This is a genomic window from Enterobacter sp. 3U4, from assembly GCF_057224565.1.
Genome location: NZ_CP136665.1, coordinates 784869 through 809062 on the forward strand (window position 1 = coordinate 784869; position 24194 = coordinate 809062).

Consider the following 24194-nt stretch of genomic DNA (forward strand, 5'->3'; position numbering starts at 1 on the left):
CCATCATTAAATTTCACAATTACAATAATTTCGTAACCTTTAAACAATATTTAAAAGTTGTTACCGTGCCCCCGCAGCTTTTTTCACCTGCAATTTCCACGCATCAAGCACTTTTACACTAAGGCATAAATTATGAAAAAAATGACTGCCATGCTCTTTTCTCTGGCCGTGGGGCTTAACACCGTCTCCATGGCGGCGAAAGCTGACGCACCAAAAGAGCAGGAAACGGACGTCCTTTTAATCGGTGGCGGTATCATGAGCGCCACGCTGGGAACCTATCTGCAAGAACTGCAGCCGGACTGGTCAATGACTATGGTCGAGCGCCTTGATGGCGTGGCGCAGGAGAGTTCGAACGGCTGGAATAACGCCGGTACCGGGCATTCGGCACTCATGGAACTGAACTATACGCCGCAGAAAAAGGACGGTTCCATTAGTATCGAGAAGGCAGTAGAAATCAACGAAGCATTCCAGGTTTCTCGCCAGTTCTGGTCTCATCAGGTCAACAGCGGCGTGATGCACGACCCGCACTCCTTCATCAACACCGTGCCGCACATGAGCTTTGTGTGGGGCGAGCAGAACGTTAACTTCCTGCGCGCGCGCTACGCCGCTCTGCAGCAGAGCACGCTGTTCCGCGGGATGAAATACTCTGAAGACCACGCGCAGATTAAAGAGTGGGCTCCGCTGGTCATGGAAGGGCGTGACCCGAATCAGAAAGTGGCGGCGACCCGTACCGAAATTGGTACCGACGTTAACTACGGTGAAATTACCCGTCAGCTGGTGACGTCTCTGAAGAAAAAAGAGAACTTCAACCTGCAGCTCAGCACCGAAGTGCGCGGTTTCAAGCGCAACGCGGATAACAGCTGGAGCGTCACCGTTGCCGATCTGAAAAATAACGAAGCCGAGCACGTCATCAAGGCGAAGTTTGTCTTTATCGGTGCGGGCGGCGCGGCGCTGAAGCTGCTGCAGGAGTCCGGTATTCCGGAAGCTGACGACTACGCGGGCTTCCCGGTCGGCGGTCAGTTCCTGGTATCCGATAACCCGGAAGTGGTGAATCGTCATCTGGCAAAAGTGTACGGCCAGGCTTCAGTTGGCGCACCGCCGATGTCTGTTCCTCACATCGACACTCGTATGCTTGACGGCAAACGCGTGGTGCTGTTTGGGCCGTTCGCGACCTTCTCCACCAAGTTCCTGAAAAATGGCTCCCTGTGGGATCTGCTCAGCGCAACCACCACCTCTAACGTTAAGCCGATGATGGACGTGGGGCTGGATAACTTCGATCTGGTGAAATACCTGATTAGCCAGGTGATGCTCTCTGACGACGACCGTTTCGAGGCGCTGAAAGAGTACTATCCGCAGGCGAAGAAACAAGACTGGCGTCTGTGGCAGGCGGGTCAGCGCGTGCAGATCATCAAGCGCGATCCGAAAGAGGGCGGCGTGCTGCGTCTGGGTACCGAAGTGGTAAGCGATAAGGATGGCACCATCGCCGCGCTTCTGGGGGCGTCACCGGGCGCGTCTACCGCTGCGCCAATCATGCTGCACCTGATGGAAAAAGTGTTTAAAGATAAAGTCGCCAGTCCGGAATGGCAGGCGAAGCTGAAAACCATCATTCCATCCTACGGCACGAAGCTGAACGGTAACGTGGACGCGACGGAGCAGGAGCTGGAATACACCAGCCGCGTACTGCAGCTGCAGTACATCAAACCGCAGGCTGCGGATGCTGCGCCAAAAGCGGAGCTGAAGCCTCAGCCGGAAAACAAACCGGTTGCGGATATTGCGCTGTAAGGTAAAAGCAAAACGGCAACATACGTTGCCGTTTTTGGTGTTTTTCCCCCTCTCCCGGTGGGAGAGGGGTGGGGTGAGGGCACCAGAGCGCACCCCACCTGGTTTTAACGTACTACCGCTTGTCCGACAGTCTCTTCAGCCTTCCACACGCGATACTTCACTTCCACGTTTTCAGGCGTATAGACCACGATCGGCAGCTTGCTGTTGTAGCGCAGCAGGCTATTGTCGCCCAGATACGCCGTCACAAATTTCTTCTCTTTCTTGCCGTCCGGGCAGGCCATCATGGTGGAGACCGGAGAGGTGACTTTATCAAAGACGTAGTAGTCGTAACCCCAGCCTTCCAGCGTTTTGCTTTCCAGCTGACCACCCAGGCGATGCTGGTTGCAATCCACTTCCAGCGTCTTGCCAATTAACAGCTCTACTTTGAAATTCGCTTCATCCTGCTGTGCCGGCAGCTGGATCACCTGACGCTTCATTCCTTTATCCGCTTTCGGATACGGGGCAACTTTTTCCAGCGGCTGCTCTTTAGGTGTTTCGCTGGCGAAAGCGCTGGTGCTGACGCACGCGGCGGCGATGAGGGCGATGGCAAATTTAGGTGCGTTTTTCATTGTCATTCCTTTATGTCAAAACGATCCTGCACAGGTTAACATATCGATTATTAATAACTGGTGTTATTTACTTACATTTTCAATATGAATAGCGTTATACGCTTTTAAACATCCTGTTTATTGGTTGTTTATGCTGGTGTGGAGTCAGGTGCCAGTTCGTGTTATTTTAGACCTCATATAATGTTATTCATCTGTAAAAGGGAAGAGAGATGGTTCGTGCAAAACTGAAAACGCCTGAAGGCCGCAAGTTCCTCCTGGCGCTGCTGGTTGTGTTTATGATTGCTGCCGCGTGCGTGGGGCGGGCCACCATTGTTGGCGTCATCGAACAGTACAACATTCCTCTCTCTGCCTGGACAACTAGCATGTATGTCCTGCAATCGGCGATGATCTTTGTCTACAGCCTGGTGTTCACCGTTCTGCTGGCCATCCCGCTGGGCATTTTCTTCCTGGGTGGACGTGAGAAGCACTAAGCCTTCACCTCAGATAATGAAGCCAGCCTGCGGGCTGGCTTTTTTTATGTCAGATGATTTTTATTCGCATTTCCAGGATATTCTGTTTTGAACAAGGTTGTTCGACATAAAGCAGGAGATGCGCAATGTTATCCCGGTTTGCAACGCTCAGTCGGATCCCGAAAGGCGTCTGGGTTGTGGGTGGCGTCAGTATGTTAATGGATATCTCCTCGGAGATTATTCACAGCCTGCTGCCGTTGTTTATGGTCACGACGCTGGGCGCCAGCGTAATTTTCATTGGTTTGATTGAAGGCCTGGCTGAGGCCACGGCGCTGTTTATCAAGGTGTTTTCCGGCGCCATCAGTGACTATCTGGGCAAGCGTAAAGGACTGGCGGTTCTGGGCTACGGTCTTGGCGCGTTGAGTAAGCCGTTGTTCGCTATCGCCTCTTCTTCCGGCATGATCCTTGGGGCACGCTTAATCGACCGTGTCGGGAAGGGGATCCGGGGAGCGCCGCGCGATGCGCTGGTCGCTGACGTTACGCCGCCGGAACTCCGCGGCGCGGCCTTTGGGCTGCGTCAGTCGATGGACACCGTTGGCGCATTTCTCGGGCCGCTGCTGGCCGTAGGATTAATGCTGCTGTGGAACGATGATTTCCGCACGATTTTCTGGATCGCGGTGATCCCCGGCGTGCTCGCCGTGGCGCTGCTTTTCTTCGGCCTGCATGAGCCGAAAACGCCCGTCGAACATAAACGCACGAACCCCATCAAAAAAGAGAACCTAAAGCGTCTCGGGAAAGGCTGCTGGTGGGTCATTGGCCTTGGGGCCATCTTTACGCTCGCACGCTTCAGTGAAGCATTTCTTATGCTTCGCGCTCAGCAGTCGGGTGTACCGCTGGCGCTGATCCCGCTGGTGATGGTTGCCATGAATCTGCTCTATTTCCTCTCTGCCTATCCGTTTGGCAAATTATCGGACGGGATGAGCCACACCCGACTATTGCAGTGGGGTCTGGTGATGCTGATTGGGGCAGATATTGTGCTGGCGCTGAGCACCCACTGGGCTGGAATGCTTCTGGGCGTTGCGCTTTGGGGAGTGCATATGGGGATGACGCAGGGGCTGCTGGCGGCAATGATTGCGAAAACTGCGCCTGCGGATCTGCGCGGTACCGCCTACGGCATTTTTAGTCTGGTAAGCGGCGTAGGATTGTTAGTCGCAAGCCTCGGCGCCGGGGTCATCTGGGAAACGTTTGGCGCGGAATATACGTTCTATGCCGGAGCGGTGATTTGCCTGGTTACGCTGATGTACTTGCGCAAAACCCCGAACGAGACGAAATAAAAAAACCAGCCATAAGAGGCTGGTTTTAAATGTGTTTTTGGTCGGCACGAGAGGATTTGAACCTCCGACCCCCGACACCCCATGACGGTGCGCTACCAGGCTGCGCTACGTGCCGACGCATAGAAAGAATACTACTCGATTCCGTTTTGAATGCAAGGGAATCCGTCGCTAACTGGTTTATTATTAATCAGTTAGCGATGAAGCGCTTCTCATCCGTCAGGACCTGCAGCAGCAGGCTTAGCTGCGGTTTCTGGTCTTTCAGCCGTTCACCCTGCAGATTATACGTCTGATAATTCCCGTTGTTGTTCAGCACCAGCGTCAGCTTCGGCGTGGTCACCACCAGCGTATTACTCCCCGCTGCCGTGACCCAGTTATGGCGGCGCGCGGCGCTGAAGAGATCCTGCCCCTGCGAATACTCGTTGGCTGGCGTGCTGACGTGCAGCAGGCGTTGCATCAGGGTGGTCATCACATCTTTATGCTCGGTAAGCATATTGATGCGCTGCGCCGGGGTGCCCGGCCAGTGGATGACCAGCGGAACCTGCAGGTTCGGGCGTGACCAGCTCATACTTTTCGTCTCGTCACCCAACGGGATGCCATGGCCGGCGGTCACGATCACCACGGTATTGTCCAGCTTGCCTGACTCGCGAAGCGCATTAAGCACTCGGCCTATCTGCGCATCAACATCGCCAGCCGCGCGACCGTAGCGGCGCGCAAAGTCATTCTTATTGCTGTTAGCAAGCGTTGTGCCGTTAAAGGCAACCCATGAGAACCAGCGGTTATCTTCCTGAGCGTAGCGCTGAAGCCAGTTTATCCATTGGCCGGCGGTCTGCGCATCGGATTGATTTTGTGCCGTCGGCAGTGAGAAATCCGACAGCAGCGCCTGACGGTAGAGCGGGCTGTTAAAGCCATCGGAGGAGAACAACCCTAGCTGATAGCCTTGCTGATTCAGCCCGGTGATCAGCGCCGCAGGTGTGCGTGAAGATAATACGCCGTCCATGTAGCCAGCTGAAATGCCATAGAACAGGCCAAAGATACCCGCGTCGGTTGTGTTACCGGAGCTCATATGCTGAGTAAACGAGACGTTTTGAGTCGCGAAATCGGCCAGCACAGGCATCTGCTTCTCGTAACGGGAATAGTTCAGGCCATCAACGGTGATCAGCAGGACGTTTTGCCCGCGCCCCATATCGCGATAGCGCAGATCGCTCAGAGGATACTGCACGCTGACGGCTTCCGGGTTACCCTGCTCGATAAGACGGCGCTGGTACTCCTGCGCGTCAAGCAGGCCGTGTTTCTCGAGGAAACGACGGGCCGTCATAGGGTACGAGAGCGGCAGGTTCGCGCGCTGCATGGTAATAGGACGATAGAAGTTCGCATCCGCCCAGATATACATGATGTGCGAACTGATAAAAGAGACGAAGAAGAGCGCAGCGACGGGCTTCGCGTAGTGGCGTCGCCGGGTCAGGCTGCGCAGTTTTTGCCAGCTCCAGGTGGCAAACAGCATCTCAATCAACAGGATCACCGGGACGCTGATAAACATCAGCTGCCAGTCGCGGGCCGTTTCGTTCTGGTCGGGGTTAATCACCAGTTCCCAGACGATGGGGTTGAGATGCAGGTGGAAGCGGGTGAACACTTCACTGTCGATAAGCAGCAGCGTCATCCCCACCGTCGCAAGGATGGCGGACAAGAATCGCATCAGACGCTGCGACATGACGATAAACGTCAAGGGGAACAGGATCAGCAGATAGGTGGCGAAAACCAAAAAGCTAAAATGACCGACAAGGCTTATCCAGGAGTAGATACGCCCGGTTAGCGTTGTTGGCCAGTCTGCGACAAACAGATAACGACAGCCGATGACCGTCGCCAGCAGAATGTTGAACAGGGCAAACCAGTGCCCCCAGCTGACCATCTGGGAGACTTTTTCACGGTAGCGCTGACGATTCGTCACCATAAACTGTTGTTCGTATCCCTTAATGGGCCGGGTCGTTGCTGACGGACGACTGTAAAGCCTGGGCGAAAGATTTTGCGATCGCCTGACGCTGAGCCGGAGCAACGCTGGTGTTAATCAGGTTGGTGACCATATTTCCCAAAACCATCAGGGAGAGATCGGTCGGCGTTTTATGTTTTTCCAGTACGTTGACCAGCTCACTGAGCAATTGTTCAACGTGTTCATCACTGTAGCGGGAATGTTGTGGCATAAATCAAAATCAGTTTGTTGATGAAAGGGCAACATATTACCGTAGCAACAGCTTTTTTTCCCCTTTTTTATCTGTTGTTGCACACATGTCCTGGTGGTGGTTGAATACCGCCCGGTCTAAAAGGAGAGTTTATCATGAGTCTGGAAATCAACCAGATTGCCTTGCACCAGCTTATCAAGCGTGATGAGCAAACCCTTGAAGTGGTGCTACGCGATTCATTACTGGAACCCACGGCGACCGTTGTGGAGATGATGGCAGAGCTGCATCGCGTCTACAGCGCCAAAAATAAAGCCTATGGCCTGTTCAGCGAAGAGAGTGAACTGGCCGATAGCCTGCGCCTGCAGCGCCAGGGCGAAGAGGATTTCCTGGCGTTTAGCCGTGCGGCAACCGGGCGTCTGCGCGACGAGCTGGCGAAATATCCTTTCGCCGACGGCGGGATTGTGCTGTTCTGCCATTACCGCTATCTGGCGGTAGAGTATCTGCTGGTTACCGTACTGAATAACTTAAGCAGCATGCGCGTGAACGAGCAGCTGGATATCAGCTCGACGCATTATCTGGATATCAACCATGCGGATATCGTGGCGCGTATTGATTTGACCGAATGGGAAACCAACCCGGAGTCGACCCGCTACCTGACTTTCCTGAAGGGGCGCGTGGGCCGCAAAGTGGCGGATTTCTTTATGGACTTCCTCGGTGCCAGCGAAGGGCTTAACGCCAAAGCGCAGAACAAAGGGCTGCTCCAGGCGGTTGACGACTTCACAGCAGAAGCGCAGCTTGATAAATCTGAGCGCCAGACCGTGCGCCAGCAGGTTTACAGCTACTGCAACGAACAGCTGCAGGCTGGGGAAGAGATCGAGCTGGAGTCCCTGTCAAAGGAGCTGGCGGGCGTCAGCGAAGTCAGCTTCCAGGAATTTACCGCAGAAAAAGGCTATGAGCTTGAAGAGAGCTTCCCGGCGGATCGCAGCACGCTGCGTCAGCTAACCAAGTTTGCCGGCAGCGGCGGTGGGTTAACCATCAACTTTGATGCGATGCTGCTGGGGGAACGTATCTTCTGGGATCCGGCCACCGATACGCTGACCATTAAAGGTACGCCGCCGAACCTGCGCGATCAGCTTCAGCGCCGCACCTCGGGCGGGAAATAGCAGCCATAAAAAAACCCCGCAGAAGCGGGGTTTTTTTTCGACGTGTTTGCGATTACGCGCGAACGAAGTCGATGTGAGTCAGTTTTGGCTTGAACGCGTGACGCTGAACAGCCTGAACTTTCACTTTTTCTTCTTTACCGCCAACAACGATGGTCAGAACTTCGCTGTAGAATTCAGCTTTGGTCTGCAGGTTCCACAGTTTGTCGTGATCCAGTTCGATTGCAACTGGAGCAGCTTCGCCACCGTAAACGATAGCCGGGAACTTGTTAGCGTTACGCAGGCGGCGGCTCGCACCCTTACCCTGCACGTTACGTACTTCTGCTTCGATAGTGAACATTGATTTCTCTCTGTATTTAAAACCCTACTACAGGCGACCCAGCAGCAGGTGAGTGTTCTGCCTCACGGATGTGAAGCGGGCGGCATTTTATACTCAAATGCCCCTCACATCAATGAAAAGTCCCGCTAACCGCGCAATTCGTTGGCGCGACGGAAGCGACCTTCGTAGTCAAAGAGTTTCTCGCGCACCTGCCAGAACTGGCCTTTCTTACGGGCGACGACAAAATCCGGATGGCGCAACAGCACCTGCTGGCGCACGATATCGGCCACGGTGATCCAGCGCAGCGGCACGCCCGGCGTTCGGGTATGCGGGCGGATAAACAGCTGTTCGAAGGCCATTCGCTGAGCAGGCGTCTGCACCCGGAAGCGCTCGCTGACGTCCGCTCCGTCTTCGTCGTAATAGGTGATTTTCAGCCACTCACCTTTTTCATCGGCGCCGGGCTGCAGCGCCATGCCGGAACAGCGCAGCACCAGGGCATCTTTCAGCTTTAGCGCCGCTTTCAGCATGTCGTCCGGGTCAACCAGCACCGTGTCGCACTCCCGGCAGCGGCGCGCGGCAATGTCGTTTTCGGCGTTGCACTGCGGGCAGTTTTTAAAGCGGAAACGAAAATCGCACTGCTCGCGATGCCCGTCATCATCTTCAAACCAGCCCTGACAGCGGCGGCCAAAATGTTCGATCAGCGTGCCGTCGGCGGTGGTTTTGCCCCAGAAGGTGTTGGCAAACCCGCAGGCAGGGCAAAAGACCTGTACGGGCACGTTGTCGCTTTTCCCTTTAGGCGCGCCGACTTCAGGCGTATAGAGATCGTGCGGGTTACCGGCATAATCCAGAATCAGGCAGTCGGTTTTCCCCGGCGCCAGACGAAGGCCGCGGCCAACAATTTGCTGATACAGACTGACCGATTCGGTCGGGCGCAAAATGGCGATCAGGTCGACGTGCGGGGCATCAAAGCCGGTGGTCAATACCGACACGTTAACCAGATAGCGGAACTGCTGGGCTTTAAAAGCCTCAATCAGGCGGTCGCGCTCCGGGCCGGGCGTCTCGCCGGTGATGAGCGCCGCGTCGCCGGAGGGCAGTAACCCGGTGATTTCGCGTGCGTGCTCAACGGTGGCGGCAAAGATCATCACCCCCTTGCGCGTCGTGGCGAACTCCTCAATCTGGCTGATGATGTGCGGCGTAATGCGCTTTTGCTTTTTCAGCTCCTGGTTAAGATCCGCTTCGCTGAATAAACCGTTGCTTTGCGCCTGCAGGCGGCTGAAATCGTACTGCACCACCGGCATATCCAGCCGTTCAGGCGGTGTCAGATAGCCATGTTTAATCATGTAGCGCAGCGGAAGCTCGTAGATGCAGTCGCTAAACAGGGCCTTGTCATCGCCGCGCACCATGCCGTGATAATGGTAGCGATAGATCCAGCCTTTCCCCAGACGAAACGGGGTCGCCGTCAGGCCCAGCAGGCGCAGGTGAGGGTTCACCTCTTTCAGGTGGGACAGGATTTGCTGATACTGGCTGTCGTCGTCATCGCTGATGCGGTGGCATTCGTCGACAATCAGCAGCGAAAATTCGCTGCGAAACAGATCCAGATTGCGGGCCACCGACTGCACGCTGCCAAACACCACTTTGCCGTGGCTCTCTTTACGCTTTAGCCCGGCGGCGAAAATATCGGCTTCCAGCCCAAGCGCACAATACTTGGCATGGTTTTGCGCGACGAGCTCTTTGACGTGTGCCAGCACCAGCACGCGGCCGCGTGCCAGACGCGCCAGTTCGGCAATGACCAGGCTTTTGCCTGCACCGGTCGGGAGCACAATCGCCGCCGGCTCGCGATGTTTACGGAACCAGGCGAGGGTAGCGTCAACGGCTTCCTGCTGATAGGGACGAAGTGTAAAAGTCATGGGGTCTCGGTTTCGTTATTCCGCACATAGTATGCCACGAAACTTTTTCCCTTGAGTGGCGCAACCAGACCATTATACTGAACCGTTCCAGACTGCTTCTTTTTTCGGACCTGTTGTCCGACTTCCAGCACCATTAAGGCTAAAAAGATTTCATGCGACTTGATAAGTTTATCGCTCAGCAACTCGGCGTAAGCCGCGCTATTGCCGGGCGCGAAATTCGCGCCAGCCGCGTTACCGTGGATGGCGACATTGTGAGAGACAGCGCGTTCAAACTGCAACCTGACCATCAGGTAGAGTATGACGGCAATCCGCTGACCCAGCAGCACGGTCCGCGCTACTTCATGCTCAATAAGCCGGAAGGCTACGTTTGTTCAACAGACGATCCGGATCACCCGACGGTGCTCTATTTCCTCGACGAGCCGGTGGCGCACAAGCTGCACGCCGCAGGTCGACTCGATATCGACACCACCGGTCTGGTGCTGATGACCGACGACGGGCAGTGGTCGCACCGCATTACTTCCCCGCGTCACCACTGCGAGAAAACCTATCTGGTCACGCTGGAGTCTCCGGTGTCGGATGACACGGCAGAGCAATTCAAGAAAGGCGTTCAGCTGCATAATGAAAAAGATCTGACCAAACCCGCCGAGCTTGAGGTGATCGCACCGACGGAAGTCCGTCTGACCATCAGCGAAGGGCGTTACCATCAGGTGAAACGTATGTTTGCCGCGGTGGGGAACCACGTTGTTGGCCTGCATCGTGAGCGGATTGGTGCGATTGAGCTCGATCCCGACCTGGCGCCTGGCGAATATCGCCCGTTAACGGAAGAAGAGATCGCCAGCGTCGGTCTGCCTTCGCACTAATTTCAGGAGAACTCTGTGACCACCAGGCCACACTCGTCGTTCAAAATCGTCTTCATTCTTGGCCTGCTGGCCATGCTGATGCCGCTGTCTATCGATATGTACCTGCCCGCGCTGCCGGTGATTTCCGCGCAGTTTGGCGTTCCGGCGGGCAGCGCACAGATGACGCTCAGCACCTATATTCTCGGCTTTGCCCTCGGCCAGCTGTTTTATGGCCCGATGGCCGACAGCCTTGGACGCAAGCCCGTCATTCTGGGCGGGACGCTGGTCTTTGCGGCCGCAGCGGTTGCCTGTGCGCTGGCGCAGACCATCGATCATCTGATTGTCATGCGCTTCTTCCATGGTCTGGCGGCGGCAGCGGCAAGCGTGGTGATTAACGCCCTGATGCGCGATATTTACCCGAAAGAAGAGTTCTCCCGCATGATGTCGTTTGTCATGCTGGTGACGACGATTGCGCCGCTGGTGGCTCCGATGGCCGGTGGTGCGGTGCTGGTGTGGTTCAGCTGGCATGTGATTTTCTGGATCCTGGCCCTGGCCGCGCTGCTGGCCTCTGCGATGATCTTCTTCTTTATTGATGAAACGCTTCCCGTCGAGCGTCGCCAGAAGTTTCACATCCGAACCACCATCGGCAACTTTGCCTCGCTGTTTCGCCACAAGCGGGTGCTGAGCTATATGCTGGCAAGCGGGTTCAGCTTCGCCGGAATGTTCTCCTTCCTGAGCGCCGGGCCGTTTGTCTACATCGAACTGAACCACGTTTCGCCGCAGCACTTCGGCTATTACTTTGCGCTTAACATCGTCTTCCTGTTCATTATGACCATCATTAACAGCCGCTTTGTCCGGCGGGTGGGGGCGCTGAACATGTTCCGCGCCGGGCTGTGGATCCAGTTTGTGATGGCGATCTGGCTGGTGGTGAGCGCGTTTCTGGGCGTGGGCTTCTGGGCGCTGGTGGTCGGCGTGGCGGCCTTTGTCGGCTGCGTGTCGATGGTGTCGTCCAATGCGATGGCGGTGATCCTGGATGAGTTCCCGCACATGGCGGGGACCGCATCTTCCCTGGCAGGGACGTTCCGCTTTGGCATCGGCGCTATCGTCGGAGCGTTGCTTTCGATGGCCACCTTTACGACGGCATGGCCCATGCTGTGGGCGATGGCTTTTTGCGCTACCAGCTCGATACTCTTCTATCTTTACGCCAGTCGACCGCGAAAAGCGGCCCACTAAAACACAGAGAAGGCCCGGCAGGGCCTTTTTTGTTGATACATATCAACCAAACCCCCGTTCGTTTATGCCGTGTTTGTTTATTTTATGTAAAATCTATTTGTGTAAAAAGTCACATCATTGTATTCAAAAAGGTTGAGTTAGATCGCAGAAACGGGTACATATAGCGCCGACGCGAGCCTGAATACCGATAAAAAAGTGCTGAATAGTGCAGGCTGACGATGATGTGTTACTATAAATGTAAATAAATTGTGAAGTAAATTTTGCTTCCGGGGAACGAACGTGAATACATTACAACTTTCTATTGTCCATCGCTTGCCCCAGAGCTATCGCTGGTCGGCGGGTTTTGCTGGTTCGAAAGTTGAACCGATTCCGCAAAACGTCACGGGCTGTGAAAACTGCCTGGTGGCGCTCAAGCTGTTGAGCCCGAGTGACGAAAATGCCTGGCGGGTGATGGAACGTCTCAGTCAGGCCCTGACGGATATCGAAGTGGACAGCTCCGTGCTGGAGTGCGAAGGGGAGCCGTGCCTGTTTGTGAAAAGCCAGGACGAGTTTGCCGCCACCTGCCGCCTGAAAAATTTTGGGGTTGCCATTGCCGAGCCTTTCTCCGGCCAGTACCCGTTCTGAGCGCTAGTCTGACGACAACAGCTGGCGCGTGTAGCGCTGCGTTGGCGCGCTAAATACGCGCTGGCAATCACCCTGCTCGACCACCTCTCCCTGTCGCAACACAATCACCTGATGGCATAGCGCCCGCACCACCTGCAAATCATGGCTGATAAAGATATAGGCCAGCCGGTGCTTTTCCTGTAGCCCTTTCAGCAGCGCCACGATCTGCGCCTGAACGGTCCTGTCCAGCGACGACGTCGGTTCATCCAGAATAATCAGCTCTGGTTTCAGGATCAGCGCGCGGGCAATGGCGATACGCTGGCGCTGACCGCCGGAGAATTCAGCCGGATAGCGGTGGCGGGTCTCGGGATCTAAGCCCACTTCGGCCATCACCCGCATAACTTCCTGCTCTCGCTGCTGAACGCTCAGGCCGGGCTGATGCACGCGCAGACCCTCTTCGATAATCTGTAACACGCTGAGCCGTGGGTTAAGCGATGAGTTGGGATCCTGAAAGACCACCTGCATGCGGGGCCGCACGGGCAGCATCTGGCGGCGGTTCCAGCGGTGCAGCGGCATATCGTCAAAGAGGATCTCGCCCTGCGAGGCGATTAGGCGCAGCAGCGCCAGACCGGTGGTGCTTTTACCCGAACCGGATTCGCCCACCAGTCCCAGGGATTCCCCCGGGCACAGCGAGAAGCGGATGTTTTTCAGCACCAGGTTGCGATCGACAATGCGCCGCAGAATACCTTTGCGGATCGGGAACGAGACGGACAGATCCTCAACGCGCAGCAGCGGCGTGCTGTCCGCATCGAGAGGAATCGGGTCGCCGGAGGGTTCGCTGTCGAGCAGCCGCTGCGTATAGGGGTGCTGCGGTGCGCTCAGCAGCGTTGACGCCGTGTTCTGTTCAACACAGCGTCCGTTCTGCATCACCGCAACGCTGTCGGCCAGCTTTCTCACAATGCTCAGGTTATGCGTGATAAACAGCAGGCTCATGTTCAGCTCGTCACGCAGTTCCCGCAGCAGCGTCAGTATTTGCGCCTGTACCGTCACGTCCAGCGCCGTTGTGGGCTCATCGGCTATCAACAGTTCGGGGCGCGTGAGCAGGGCCATGGCGATCATCACGCGCTGGCGTTCGCCGCCGGAGAGCTGGTGCGGAAAATCATTCAGTCGTTTGGCCGCATTGCGTATGCCTGTTCGTTCAAGACAATCCAGAATTTCTCCCCGCGCGGCCTCTTTGCGCATCCCACGGTGCAGGGAAAGCACTTCATAGAGCTGTTTTTCCAGGCTGTGCAGCGGGTTAAGCGATACCATCGGCTCCTGGAAGATCATCGCGATTTTGTTGCCGCGAATGCCGCGCAGGGTCTGTTCGTCGGCGTGCAGCAGCGAACGGCCGTGAAACAGAATATCCCCTTGCGGATAGCTCACCGGCGGAGCGGGCAGCAGCCGCAGGATGGAGAGCGCCGAAACGCTCTTGCCTGAACCCGATTCACCCACCAGGGCCAGCGTTTCACCGCGCTGGATCTGCAGCGTCAGGTCGCTGACCACGGTGCGCGTCTCGTCCTGCTTTGAAAAAGCAATCGACAGGTTATCAATACTGAGCAGGGGCTGGGTCATCTTATACCGCCTTGTTCGGATCAAAGGCATCGCGCACGGCTTCGCCAATAAAAATCAGCAGCGACAGCAGCACGGCCACGGAAAGAAAGGCGGCGATGCCTAACCACGGCGCCTGCAGGTTGTTCTTGCCCTGCAGCAGCAGTTCGCCAAGCGACGGGGAACCCAACGGTAACCCGAAGCCGAGAAAATCCAGTGAGGTGAGGGTGGTGATGGAGCTACACAGAATAAACGGCAGGAAGGTGAGCGTTGCCACCACGGCGTTGGGCAGCATATGGCGGAAGATGATCCCGCGGTCGCTCACGCCAAGCGCCTGCGCGGCGCGAATATAGTCAAAATTGCGGGTGCGCAGAAACTCCGCCCGCACCACGCCCACCAGCGCCATCCAGCCGAACAGGACGGTGATGCCTAACAGCCACCAGAAGTTGGGCTGTACGACGCTGGAAAGCAGGATGATCAGAAACAGCGTCGGCATGCCTGACCAGACTTCAATAATCCGCTGACACCACAGGTCAATCTTCCCGCCGTAGTAGCCCTGAACGGCGCCCGCCACGACGCCCATCACGCTGGAGAAGAGCGTCAGCATCAGCCCAAAGAGCAGCGAGATTCGCGTGCCGTACAGGATGCGTGCCAGCACGTCGCCGCCGTTAGCATCCGTTCCCAGCCAGTTTTGCGCGGAGGGCGGGGAAGGGAAGGGGGTCGTGGTGGAGAAGTTAATGCTGTTTGCGCCAAAGCGCACCGGCGCCCAGAGCGCCCAGCCGTGCTGCTCAATCTGCTGGCGAAGCCACGGATCCTGATATTCCGCCGGCGTCGCAAACGGGCCGCCAAAGTCGCTTTCGCTGTAATTGGCGATGACCGGCACGTACCACCGATCGTTAAAATGCACCAGCAGCGGCCTGTCGTTGGCGATCAGTTCTGAAAACAGGCTTAAAACAAACAGCACGGCAAAAATCCACAGCGACCAGTAGCCGCGGCGGTTGTGGCGAAAGCGGGCCCAGCGGGCCTGGTTGACGGGGCTTAAGCGCGGCATCATCGGCCCTCAAAATCGATTCGGGGATCGACCAGCGTATAGCTGATATCGCTGATGATATTCAGCAGCAGGCCAATCAGGGTGAAAATATAGAGTGTGCCAAACATTACCGGATAATCGCGCGACACGGTGGCCTCATAGCCCAGCAGCCCCAGGCCGTTGAGCGAGAACATCACCTCTATCAGCAGCGAGCCGGTAAAAAACATGCTGATGAACGTGGCCGGAAACCCGGCGATCACCAGCAGCATGGCGTTGCGGAACACGTGCTTCCACATGATCTGCTTCTCGCTTACGCCCTTGGCGCGGGCCGTGACGACGTACTGTTTACGAATTTCATCGAGAAAGGCGTTTTTGGTTAACATGGTCAGGGCCGCAAACCCGCCAATGACCGTTGCCAGAACCGGCAGGGTGATATGCCAGAGGTAGTCGGTAATTTTCTGGTACCACGGCAGGGAGCTGAAATCGGCGGAGACCAGCCCCCGCAGCGGGAAGAGGTCGAAATAGCTTCCCCCGGCAAAAAAGACGATCAGCAGGACGGCAAACAGAAACGCCGGTATGGCGTAGCCTATGATGATGAACGTGCTGCTCCAGATATCGAACCGGCTGCCGTTATAAACCGCTTTGCGGATCCCGAGCGGTATAGAGACCAGATAGATAATCAGCGTTCCCCATAACCCGAGCGTGATCGAAACAGGCATGCTTTGCTTGATCAACGTTAATACTGACGCACTGCGAAACAGGCTGTCGCCAAAATCAAAGCGGATGTAATCCCAGAGCATTTTGAAATAGCGCTCGTGAATCGGTTTGTCAAAGCCGTAGCGGTGGGTGATCTCGGCGATCACCTCCGGATCCAGCCCGCGTCCGCCGCGGTAGTGGCTTTCGCTGATATTCCCTACGCCGGTTCGCGCATGGCTGGCGCCCATCCCTTCACCGCCGCCGCCGGGCATGCCGCCGCTGTTGCCAAATTCAATGGCGGCAATGGCCTGATCGACCGGTCCTCCGGGGGCGATTTGCACGATAAAAAAGTTAATCGTGATGATGGCCCACAGGGTGGGAATAACCAGCAGGAGACGGCGGAGAAGATAGGCACCCATGATGATTCCTTATCGCCGCTCAGCGGGAAGTCTGGCGGCTTTGTTAACGTCATACCACCAGGTATCAAAGCCCAGGGAATAGACAGGGCGCACGGCAGGCACGGAGAACTTGTCCCAGCGCGCAAGGCGATCTTCGCCCATATACCACATCGGCAGCATGTAGTAGTTCCAGGTTAAGACCCTGTCGAGGGCGCGCCCGAGCGGCAGGAGCTTTTCTTTATCACCCTGCGCCGCCACGATTTTCGCAATTAGGGCATCAATTGCCGGGCTTTTTACTCCCGGCGCATTGTAGGAGGAGTCGATGTAGCTGGAGGCCCAGGAGATTTGCAGATCCGAGCTGGGCCACGGCTGCGCCGGCCACAGGCGCTGCATCATGTCGTAATCACGGCTGCGCATGCGGCTGGTGATCTGCGCGTTATCGACCTGGCGAATGTTCATAGTCACGCCCAGGCGCTCAAGGTTGTGCTTAAACGGCAGCACCCACTGATCGTTGCCTCCGGACGAGAGCAGCAGCTCAAAGCTGAGAGGCTTGCCCGTTTTGGCATCCACACGCTTTTGATTCTTCAGGTGCCAGCCCGCGTCATCCAGCAGCTTGCTGGCCTTCAGCAGGTTTTCACGGTCATAGCCGTCACCCTTCGAGGCGGGCGGCTGAAACACGGTGGTGAAAACCTGCGGGGGCAGCTCTGCTTTCAGCGGCGCCAGCAGGACCAGCTCGTCGGCTTTCGGGTAATCACGCGCGGCATATTCTGTGTTCTGGAAATAGCTGTTGGCGCGGCTGTAAGCCCCGTAAAACAGCGCTTTGTTCATCCATTCAAAATCAAAGGCCAGAGATATCGCCTCTCGCACCCGGCGGTCATTAAATACCGGGCGCTGAATATTAAACGCCAGCCAGCGCGTGTCTTGCGCAGACTCATTTTTGTGCTCGTCTTTGACGATATAGCCTTTAGCGAAATTTTTGCCGATATAGCGGGTCGCCCAGTTTTTGGCGCTGCTCTCGACGCGCAAATCGAAGGCCCCGGCTTTGAACGCTTCAAACGCCACGTTATCGTCGAGGTAGTAATCATAGCGAAGGGTGTCGAAGTTCCAGCGCCCGCGGTTTACCGGCAGATTGGCCGCCCAGTAGTCCTTGACGCGGGAATAGACGACATATTGCCCCATGCGCCAGTCGGTGATGCGGTAGGGGCCGCCTGCCAGTGGGGGAGTCGAAAGCGGGTCGCTCAGCTTATGACTTTTCCAGAACGATTCCGGCATTACCGGCAGCGAGAACAGGCTGAGCATATTCTCTTTGTTCGGTTCGCTCAGCTCGATGCGTACGGTGAGCGGCGCAATGGCTCTGACGGAAGCCCCTTTATACACGATGCGGAACTGGGGGACGCCTTCGGTCATGAATTTATGGAAGGTGAACGCAACGTCGCTGGCCTTAACCGGTGTGCCATCGTGAAAACGTGCTCGTGGGTTAAGCGAGATTTCCGCCCAGGCGAAGTTATCGGCGTAACGCACGTTCTCGGCAATCAGCGGATAGTAGCTGCCGGGTTCATCATCCGACGTGACAAAGAGCGTATCGTAAAGCGATTCCGTCCGCGCGGCCGCCACGCCGCGCAGGGCAAAACGGTTGAAGTTGTCGAATGTCCCCGTGGCGGAAAGGGTGACCTTTCCGCCCTTCGGCGCGGCAGGGTTAACGTAATCGAAGTGCGTAAAATTGACCGCATATTTCGGCTCGCCAATCACCGCGAAGGCGATATTTTCTTTGATGGCTTGCGCCTGGCTGGACAGGCTCGTGAATGCCAACATCAGCAACATAAAGCGCATAAGCATCTCGCGGCAGCTCCCTCTTTTACAGACCGGCTCGGTTAAGCTGAATAATAAGTGACGTCGCGGGCAATGTGAAATTAATCGCCTTCGGGCGAAATATCAGGCCGCCATTCGCGGAACTGCGCCAGCGGCATCGGGCGGCTAATCCAGTATCCCTGCAGGAAGTTAACGCCGTGTTCGCGCAGCCAGGCCGCCTGTTCCGGCGTCTCTACCCCTTCGGCGACGGTCGACATATTCAGTCGTCTTGCCAGCGTCAGGACGGCATCCAGCACCGGCGACGTCACGGTCTCAGTGCCAATCGCATTAACAAAACCTCGGTCGATCTTGAGGTAGTCCATGGTGAAATGCTCAAGATAAATCAGCGCGCTGTGGCCGGTGCCAAAATCATCAATGGCTATCTCAAACCCTTCGTTGTGCAGCCATTCGAAGAGGCTGTTAGCTTCCCGATGATTGAGCATGTCGCGCTCGGTAATTTCCAGCACGATCTGGAAATAATCCGGCGGCAGTAGCGCTTTGAAGGTGCGCATATCGTCCTTAAAGCTTTCCGCGTGCAGATGTCCCGGCGCAATGTTGATGCCCACCTTTGCGCCCGGAGGTAACAGCGTTTGTAATACCGGCGCATCGTCGATAATAAGATCAAAGAGATGCAGCGTCAGCGGGACGATCAGCTTCTGCGCTTCGGCAAAATTGATAAACGCGTCCGGCGGAATTTCCCCCATTGTCGGGTGTTTCCAGCGCATCAGCACTTCAAGCCCGGTCATCTGGAGCGATTTGGCATCAACGACGGGTTGATAAACCACGTAAAACTGACCGCGCTTAATGGCGCTTAAAATCTCTTTACCCGGGTTGAGCCGAATGCTGAGGATGTAGTAGTTAAGCGATCCGGCACAAATACCGCATACCAGCCCGAAGAACACGGCGTAGAGAATTTCATCGCTGGTCCATGCGTCCGCATACAGGTTGATGGTCAGGGGAACGTCTTTCAGCGTTGCGGTACGGACCGGGATGTCATGTAATTCGTGCGCATGAACCAGGGTACTGGACTGCGTCGACAACGCATTATCGCCGATGATGATGGCTATACCGGCGAACTCGTCCTGGCGCTCCGTGTAGAGCAGGTAAGGCGTCAGATTAATATTCACTGAAGTGAACACACCGCCGCCCTTTACTAATGGGTTGCGGTACCAGATCGCAATTGCAGGCTCATCAGGCAGCATGGGGGTACCCGGAAGCAGCGCCATATCGATCGGTTTATCGATATTCAGCTCAGGTATCAGCGTCTCCATCGGGACATTCATTGGGCCTGTGGCGGAAGAGCAGAACGCCATTTTGTCCCTGACCAGCAGGAAGGCGCGAACGTTAATGCTGAAGGCCGCGCGTGAGGTGAGTTCCTGATTGACGTCGTGGCACGTGTTCAGCGTGAGGGGCTGGAGAACATTGACAGCTTTTTTTAAATCGTCGAAATAGCTCCCCATATAGGCGCTTACATCATTCACCAGAGTGTCGAATTTGGCTTCCCGCTTGTGGTAACTCCAGGAAAATTGCAGGATACCCAGGAGCAGGGCGGTGATGAGACCCGTGATAATACTGAGGATCAGTATCTTACGATTACTGGAGAAGTAGCGGGTGAGCATAGACGTCGTGATTCCTGAAATGCCGCTGGATGTATTCAGTGTAACGGGCAAAAAAAAACACTGCCGAAGCAGTGCTTTTTTTCATCATATCGTCAGCCAAGGGATAACCAACGATACAATAGTCATATTAACTGCGGGTCAGTACGCGGCGTGCTTCGTTGTAGCGCTTCTTCCAGTACGGTTCATTCATGCTGGAAATGGTCACACCGCTGCTGGTGGAGGCATGTACGAACTGGTCATTACCAATGTAGATGCCAACATGTCGACCTGTAGAACCGGCACGGAACAGGACTAAATCACCGGTGCGCAGTTTGGTACGTGAAATCGACTTGCCCATCTCCTGCTGTTCATAGGTCGAACGCGGAAGATCTAACCCAAATTGCTCGCGGAAAGTACGCTGTACAAAACCGGAACAATCAATACCTGTTTTTGTGCTGCCGCCAAGACGATAGCGCACGCCTTTCCAGTCAGCATACTGGTCCATAATGCGGGACTTCACGTCCAGATTACGTACCATATTTTCAAATTCATCCTGAGAGGCTTGCAGTGACGAGGAATCTTCCATTCCCACAACACGCGTCTCAGGATGCATATTCTTTGCGGTGTTCGATGTACTACATGCAGACAACAGTACCGCGACTGCTATCGCCGGGATCCCCCGTAAGATATATCTCAGAAACGGTTGAGATTTGACCATTTTGTTTATTATCCCTTGAAGTCCTTAACGACAAATATCGTTATAAAAATGCCAAACGTGACGAGACTAATTATCTGTTCACATTGAGACAATTCTTTCTGGTCACATTTGTGGCACAGCGCACAAAATTATTCGCCAGTGAAATAATTATCTCTATGGGGCAAAACGAGTTCGAGATTAACCGATTGCCAGGGGTATTGCGAGAAAAAAAAGCCTTTTTTTTATAAGAAAATGTGATACAGAAAGTAAAAACATAGAATTGCTCAAAATAGCGACGGATCCGCTGCGCCAGTGTGCAATTGCTTCATTTTTATCATGAATATGATGACGAGAATATGACAGCGGGAAAAGATCGCGGCGAGAACGCTATCAGGGATCATGTCGATCCCTGATAGCCCACGTTAATTTAGGTTAGTTATTTGTTTAATTGTTGTTGCGCTTTACCAGGGAGATAGCGATCGAACAGCGCTATTATCCTGTCGCTAAGTGGGGTCATCAAACACCACGGCAGCGCAATCAGCGCCACGGAGAGCGAACCGACGGCAATATCGGTGAACCAGTGCGCGCCAATCATTACGCGCGGGAAGGCAAAAACCACAAAAATAATCAGGGCTATGGCAAAGGCTTTTCTGCCGAAATAGCGCAGCATAATTGCGGAAAAAATAAGCAGCATCATGCCGTGATCGCCGGGGAAACTGTCCTTCGACGCATCTTTTGTTGGAATATGCAGCAGTTCGCTGACGCGATAAATATCGGTGAAGAAGAGCGTTGGGCTTGAACGCTTAACCGGAATAATCGCTGTTGCCAGCTGGTTTATGACGACGGCAAACAGCAGCATCACCAGACCGATAATCAGAATACGGCGACGCCCGGCTTTATCCTCTTTCAGCCAGAAAGAGAGCATCAGGCAGCCCATGGCCAGCAGCGAGAAACCGTCGAAGGCGCGGTTGTTGGTAATTGCCACCAGCCACAGAAACGCGTTGCTCTTCACCAGCTCCTGGTTGAAGAAGTGAAAAATGGCAGAATCCAGCGGGAACCAGAAACCATGATCCGCCGGGATATACCAGGAGAAGAAGAGCGCCAGACCGGCGACATTAAGCAGTAATATCAGGGGAAATCGAGTTGTCATAACGTTCTGCATAGAGTGAAAACTGGGGCAACGTTAGCCGCCCGAACTTAAACGAATCCTCAACAGGCTGGACTGGAGGGCATTCCAGTCGGCGTTAACCGCACTAATTAACTCTATTCGGCTGTCAGGCGGAGCCACGTTTTGCGTTTCAATAAAGAAATCGTCGCCCTGGCGGTTGATCCGCACCAGTCCGTCCGGCGTGCGCATGATCCCTTTCACGCGATCGACGGGCGCAAGGCGAGCCCACTCGAGGATCCCGATGGTGTCAAAAACGGTTTCAGCATCAAAAATCCATCCGCAGGCCTGATATCCCTGGCCGCTGTTCAGGTTACGACGCCAGCGCTGATGTTCCGGCAGGCTGAGAGCGGCTAAACCCTGCTTAACCGGGTGACTGTGCGCATGTTCCGCGCTGGCAGGCAACGCCGTGAGGTTCAGTCGTGGAAGGTCAAGCAGGGCGCTATCAATATTCCCTTGGGTGGTCTGCACCCGCGTGCGGTTACCGCCAAAATGTTGCCACCACGCGTCAAGCGCGGCCTGGCTTTCAGCCGTGGCGCGATCTTCCTTGTTGGCGACGATAACATCCGCCGAGGCGAGCTGATCGCGGAAGTTCTCGTTAGCCACCGCCTTATCATCCAGAAGCTGACGCGGATCGAGCAGGCACAGAGTGGCGCGCAAATCGATCCACGGCTCGTAAACCGGGGCGGTGAGTAAATCGAGGATCTGCTTCGGGTGACCCAGTCCGGTGGGTTCAATCAGCAGGCGGTCAGGTTTGCCCTGACGCAGCAGGGTATTGAGTCCGACCTGCATCGGCAGGCCATTGACGCAGCACATGCATCCGCCGGGGATCTCTTTAATCATCGCGCCGCTGGATGACAGCAACGCGCCGTCAATGCCCACCTCGCCAAATTCATTGACCAGCACGGCCCACTTCTCGGCCGGATCTTTATTCGCCAGCAGGTGGAAAATTGAGGTGGTTTTACCGCTGCCGAGAAAACCGGTGATGAGGTTGGTTTTGGTCACGTGCGCTCCAGCTGAGAATTGTGATGCTATAACACTTCTCTCTATCCTGGCGAAAAACGGGTCCTGTGAGAAGGGGAAGGGCGAACGGAGGTCTTATCCGTTCGCGTTAAGGGCAATAATCGTTAAAGATTTAACGTTTCGATAACAGCCTGACGCGCGCCGTGGCGGGTAATGCGCTGATAGGCCTGGCTGACTGCCTCCACAAAAATGCTGTTTTGCGCGAGATCTTGACCAAAGACCTCACTCAGCCCCAGCAGCGCGTTAACGCGGTCGGCGTCGCTGCTGGCGTTGACGATGGCGTGGATTTTATCGCTGAGGGGATCGCGAACGTCAATCGCGTTGCCATGGTCGTCGGTACCGCTGACGTAGCGTATCCAGCCGGCCACGCCCAGAGCCAGCAGCGGCCACGGTGTTTTTCGCTCAAGATGAACGCGGATCCCGTCCAGCATTCTTTGCGGAAGCTTCTGACTACCGTCCATCGCGATTTGCCAGGTCCGATGCTGGAGGGCCGGGTTGGCAAAGCGCTCCAGCAGGCTATCGGCGTAGGCGGTGAGATCGACATCCTTAATACGTAACGTGGGGGCCTGTTCGTCCAGCATCAGCCGACGGGCAGCTTCACGGAACGCCGCGTCCTCCATGCATTCATTTATATGGGCGTAGCCCGCGAGGTATCCCAGATACGCCAGGAAAGAGTGGCTGCCGTTGAGCATGCGTAATTTCATCTGCTCCCACGGCAGAACATCCTGCACCATCTGGACACCCGCGACTTCCCAGTCCGGACGACCGGCGACAAAATTATCTTCTACGACCCACTGAATGAACGGTTCGCAGCTGATGGCGCAAGGATCTTCCACGCCGAGCGCGTCGGTGATTTCCGCCAGCGAGGCGTCCGTCGCGGCGGGCACAATCCTGTCGACCATCGTCCCAGGGAAGCTCACGTGGCTATCAATCCATTCAGACAGCGTCGCGGAACGCTTTTGCGCCATGCCCAATACCGCGTTTTTCACCACGTGCCCGTTATCAGGGATATTGTCGCAGGACAGCACGGTAAACGCAGGCAAGCCGCGCTCGCGGCGGCGGTTGAGGGCTTCGACCAGGATCCCTGGGGCCGAATGTGGCTCTGAGGGGTTTTCAAGGTCGTGGACGATCCGGGGGTTATTCAGATCGAGTTTTCCGCTCGCGGGATCGATGCAATAGCCTTTTTCCGTGATGGTGAGCGATACGATCGCGACCTGAGGCTCGCAAAATTTCTCAATAATGGCGGGCAGGGAGTCCAGCTTTGCGTTCAGGCATTCGTGGACGGCACCGACGATAATCGCCTCATTTCCTTCAGCCCCTTTCTCCAGCACGGTGAACAGGTGATCCTGCGCGCGAAGCTGGCTCATCAGCACATCGCCGCTGAAGAGGCTAATCTCACAAATCCCCCAGTCGCCGCCTTTTTCATTCAGCACCCTATTTGTTAACAAAGCCTGGTGCGCACGGTGAAACGCGCCAAAGCCAAAGTGGACGATGCGGGAGCGCAGTTGCTGACGATCGTAACGCGGTTGCTGAACCCGGGCAGGAAGGGCGGTGGAGGCAATTGTCTTCATGAGATACACACCTGATTAACCATTAATTAACAATGCCAGTGTAAAGTTATATGACAGCAAATAAAATTGGTGAGCCGTAAATATCCCCGTTATGTGAGTTCGATCAATCAATGTGTGGCGGCGTATTGACCCTTTCCGGCAAACATGTATGGTAGTCGTCATTGCAGTAA

Annotated in this window: 21 protein-coding genes and 1 tRNA gene; 7 read left to right on the plus strand and 15 right to left on the minus strand. The window is 55.5% G+C overall.

Annotated elements, in window-relative coordinates; genetic code table 11:
• The first annotated feature begins 132 nt into the window (after positions 1–132).
• Positions 133–1782: a malate dehydrogenase (quinone) gene (gene mqo, locus RVY89_RS03725; RefSeq protein WP_484826934.1), complete on the plus strand. Its 1650-nt coding sequence runs from the start codon at positions 133–135 to the stop codon at positions 1780–1782.
• 104 nt (positions 1783–1886) lie between these two features.
• On the opposite strand, the gene eco is transcribed toward mqo, so the two are convergent.
• Complete coding sequence (gene eco / locus RVY89_RS03730; RefSeq protein WP_048991686.1) at positions 1887–2390, minus strand: serine protease inhibitor ecotin; 504 nt, start codon at positions 2388–2390, stop codon at positions 1887–1889.
• Between the two features lie 209 nt (positions 2391–2599).
• On the opposite strand from eco, the gene RVY89_RS03735 reads away from it, so the two are divergent.
• Together RVY89_RS03735 and RVY89_RS03740 are read left to right on the plus strand one after the other, a co-directional pair.
• A complete protein-coding gene (locus tag RVY89_RS03735) occupies positions 2600–2860 on the plus strand; it encodes a DUF2534 family protein (protein ID WP_008500962.1) in 261 nt (86 codons plus the stop codon).
• Positions 2861–2985: 125 nt separating this feature from the next.
• Positions 2986–4173, plus strand: a complete 1188-nt coding sequence (locus RVY89_RS03740) for an MFS transporter (RefSeq protein WP_484826935.1) — start codon at positions 2986–2988, stop codon at positions 4171–4173.
• A 38-nt stretch (positions 4174–4211) separates the two neighbouring features.
• On the opposite strand, the gene RVY89_RS03745 is transcribed toward RVY89_RS03740, so the two are convergent.
• From RVY89_RS03745 to RVY89_RS03755, 3 genes are all read right to left on the minus strand, one after another.
• Positions 4212–4288 (minus strand) — tRNA-Pro (locus RVY89_RS03745).
• 72 nt (positions 4289–4360) lie between these two features.
• Positions 4361–6121 carry an LPS biosynthesis-modulating metalloenzyme YejM gene (gene yejM, locus RVY89_RS03750; RefSeq protein ID WP_484826936.1) on the minus strand — a complete coding sequence of 587 codons (1761 nt, stop codon included), beginning with the start codon at positions 6119–6121 and terminating at the stop codon, positions 4361–4363.
• Positions 6122–6140: 19 nt separating this feature from the next.
• Positions 6141–6368: a YejL family protein gene (locus RVY89_RS03755; RefSeq protein WP_008500958.1), complete on the minus strand. Its 228-nt coding sequence runs from the start codon at positions 6366–6368 to the stop codon at positions 6141–6143.
• Positions 6369–6502: 134 nt separating this feature from the next.
• Between RVY89_RS03755 and yejK the strand changes: the two genes are divergently transcribed.
• A complete protein-coding gene (gene yejK, locus RVY89_RS03760) occupies positions 6503–7510 on the plus strand; it encodes a nucleoid-associated protein YejK (RefSeq protein WP_008500957.1) in 1008 nt (335 codons plus the stop codon).
• A 52-nt stretch (positions 7511–7562) separates the two neighbouring features.
• Here yejK and rplY read toward each other — a convergent pair whose 3' ends face one another.
• Together rplY and radD are read right to left on the minus strand one after the other, a co-directional pair.
• Entirely contained in the window at positions 7563–7847 is a 285-nt protein-coding gene (rplY, locus tag RVY89_RS03765) for a 50S ribosomal protein L25 (protein WP_023312497.1), read from the minus strand.
• Positions 7848–7972: 125 nt separating this feature from the next.
• Positions 7973–9733 carry a DNA repair helicase RadD gene (radD, locus tag RVY89_RS03770; protein WP_484826937.1) on the minus strand — a complete coding sequence of 587 codons (1761 nt, stop codon included), beginning with the start codon at positions 9731–9733 and terminating at the stop codon, positions 7973–7975.
• Between the two features lie 152 nt (positions 9734–9885).
• On the opposite strand from radD, the gene rsuA reads away from it, so the two are divergent.
• From rsuA to RVY89_RS03785, 3 genes are all read left to right on the plus strand, one after another.
• The gene (gene rsuA / locus RVY89_RS03775) at positions 9886–10593 is read left to right on the plus strand and encodes a 16S rRNA pseudouridine(516) synthase RsuA (protein ID WP_484826938.1); all 708 of its coding nucleotides are present in this window, start codon (positions 9886–9888) and stop codon (positions 10591–10593) included.
• A gap of 15 nt (positions 10594–10608) precedes the next feature.
• Complete coding sequence (locus RVY89_RS03780; protein ID WP_045402783.1) at positions 10609–11805, plus strand: Bcr/CflA family multidrug efflux MFS transporter; 1197 nt, start codon at positions 10609–10611, stop codon at positions 11803–11805.
• 279 nt (positions 11806–12084) lie between these two features.
• Entirely contained in the window at positions 12085–12429 is a 345-nt protein-coding gene (locus RVY89_RS03785) for a YejG family protein (protein ID WP_047744298.1), read from the plus strand.
• A gap of 3 nt (positions 12430–12432) precedes the next feature.
• Here the strand turns inward: RVY89_RS03785 and yejF are convergent, their stop codons facing one another.
• The 9 genes from yejF to RVY89_RS03830 form a co-directional block, all read right to left on the minus strand.
• Entirely contained in the window at positions 12433–14022 is a 1590-nt protein-coding gene (gene yejF, locus RVY89_RS03790; RefSeq protein WP_484826939.1) for a microcin C ABC transporter ATP-binding protein YejF, read from the minus strand.
• Position 14023: 1 nt separating this feature from the next.
• Entirely contained in the window at positions 14024–15049 is a 1026-nt protein-coding gene (locus RVY89_RS03795) for an ABC transporter permease (protein WP_484827896.1), read from the minus strand.
• On the minus strand, positions 15049–16143 hold the full coding sequence (locus tag RVY89_RS03800) for a microcin C ABC transporter permease YejB (protein WP_371897303.1): 1095 nt from the start codon (positions 16141–16143) through the stop codon (positions 15049–15051). The genes RVY89_RS03795 and RVY89_RS03800 overlap by 1 nt, the downstream gene beginning before the upstream one ends.
• A gap of 9 nt (positions 16144–16152) precedes the next feature.
• Positions 16153–17958: an extracellular solute-binding protein gene (locus RVY89_RS03805; RefSeq protein ID WP_484826940.1), complete on the minus strand. Its 1806-nt coding sequence runs from the start codon at positions 17956–17958 to the stop codon at positions 16153–16155.
• Positions 17959–18032: 74 nt separating this feature from the next.
• On the minus strand, positions 18033–19589 hold the full coding sequence (locus tag RVY89_RS03810) for a cyclic di-GMP phosphodiesterase (RefSeq protein WP_484826941.1): 1557 nt from the start codon (positions 19587–19589) through the stop codon (positions 18033–18035).
• A 127-nt stretch (positions 19590–19716) separates the two neighbouring features.
• Positions 19717–20286, minus strand: a complete 570-nt coding sequence (mepS, locus tag RVY89_RS03815) for a bifunctional murein DD-endopeptidase/murein LD-carboxypeptidase (protein WP_008500946.1) — start codon at positions 20284–20286, stop codon at positions 19717–19719.
• A 415-nt stretch (positions 20287–20701) separates the two neighbouring features.
• Positions 20702–21415 carry a phosphatase PAP2 family protein gene (locus RVY89_RS03820; protein ID WP_407601399.1) on the minus strand — a complete coding sequence of 238 codons (714 nt, stop codon included), beginning with the start codon at positions 21413–21415 and terminating at the stop codon, positions 20702–20704.
• A 33-nt stretch (positions 21416–21448) separates the two neighbouring features.
• Positions 21449–22435 carry a CobW family GTP-binding protein gene (locus RVY89_RS03825; protein ID WP_484826942.1) on the minus strand — a complete coding sequence of 329 codons (987 nt, stop codon included), beginning with the start codon at positions 22433–22435 and terminating at the stop codon, positions 21449–21451.
• 122 nt (positions 22436–22557) lie between these two features.
• Complete coding sequence (locus tag RVY89_RS03830) at positions 22558–24024, minus strand: mannitol dehydrogenase family protein (RefSeq protein WP_484826943.1); 1467 nt, start codon at positions 24022–24024, stop codon at positions 22558–22560.
• Positions 24025–24194: the final 170 nt, after the last annotated feature.

Coding starts and splice junctions, on each gene's coding strand:
- RVY89_RS03800 (WP_371897303.1), bottom strand. CDS start 16,143: ATGGGTGCCTATCTTCTCCGCCGTCTCCTGCTGGTTATTCCCACCCTG.
- RVY89_RS03810 (WP_484826941.1), bottom strand. CDS start 19,589: ATGCTCACCCGCTACTTCTCCAGTAATCGTAAGATACTGATCCTCAGT.
- mqo (WP_484826934.1), top strand. CDS start 133: ATGAAAAAAATGACTGCCATGCTCTTTTCTCTGGCCGTGGGGCTTAAC.
- RVY89_RS03795 (WP_484827896.1), bottom strand. CDS start 15,049: ATGCCGCGCTTAAGCCCCGTCAACCAGGCCCGCTGGGCCCGCTTTCGC.
- eco (WP_048991686.1), bottom strand. CDS start 2,390: ATGAAAAACGCACCTAAATTTGCCATCGCCCTCATCGCCGCCGCGTGC.
- rsuA (WP_484826938.1), top strand. CDS start 9,886: ATGCGACTTGATAAGTTTATCGCTCAGCAACTCGGCGTAAGCCGCGCT.
- RVY89_RS03755 (WP_008500958.1), bottom strand. CDS start 6,368: ATGCCACAACATTCCCGCTACAGTGATGAACACGTTGAACAATTGCTC.
- mepS (WP_008500946.1), bottom strand. CDS start 20,286: ATGGTCAAATCTCAACCGTTTCTGAGATATATCTTACGGGGGATCCCG.
- RVY89_RS03805 (WP_484826940.1), bottom strand. CDS start 17,958: ATGCTTATGCGCTTTATGTTGCTGATGTTGGCATTCACGAGCCTGTCC.
- radD (WP_484826937.1), bottom strand. CDS start 9,733: ATGACTTTTACACTTCGTCCCTATCAGCAGGAAGCCGTTGACGCTACC.
- yejK (WP_008500957.1), top strand. CDS start 6,503: ATGAGTCTGGAAATCAACCAGATTGCCTTGCACCAGCTTATCAAGCGT.
- RVY89_RS03735 (WP_008500962.1), top strand. CDS start 2,600: ATGGTTCGTGCAAAACTGAAAACGCCTGAAGGCCGCAAGTTCCTCCTG.
- RVY89_RS03740 (WP_484826935.1), top strand. CDS start 2,986: ATGTTATCCCGGTTTGCAACGCTCAGTCGGATCCCGAAAGGCGTCTGG.
- RVY89_RS03820 (WP_407601399.1), bottom strand. CDS start 21,415: ATGACAACTCGATTTCCCCTGATATTACTGCTTAATGTCGCCGGTCTG.
- yejM (WP_484826936.1), bottom strand. CDS start 6,121: ATGGTGACGAATCGTCAGCGCTACCGTGAAAAAGTCTCCCAGATGGTC.
- rplY (WP_023312497.1), bottom strand. CDS start 7,847: ATGTTCACTATCGAAGCAGAAGTACGTAACGTGCAGGGTAAGGGTGCG.
- yejF (WP_484826939.1), bottom strand. CDS start 14,022: ATGACCCAGCCCCTGCTCAGTATTGATAACCTGTCGATTGCTTTTTCA.
- RVY89_RS03830 (WP_484826943.1), bottom strand. CDS start 24,024: ATGAAGACAATTGCCTCCACCGCCCTTCCTGCCCGGGTTCAGCAACCG.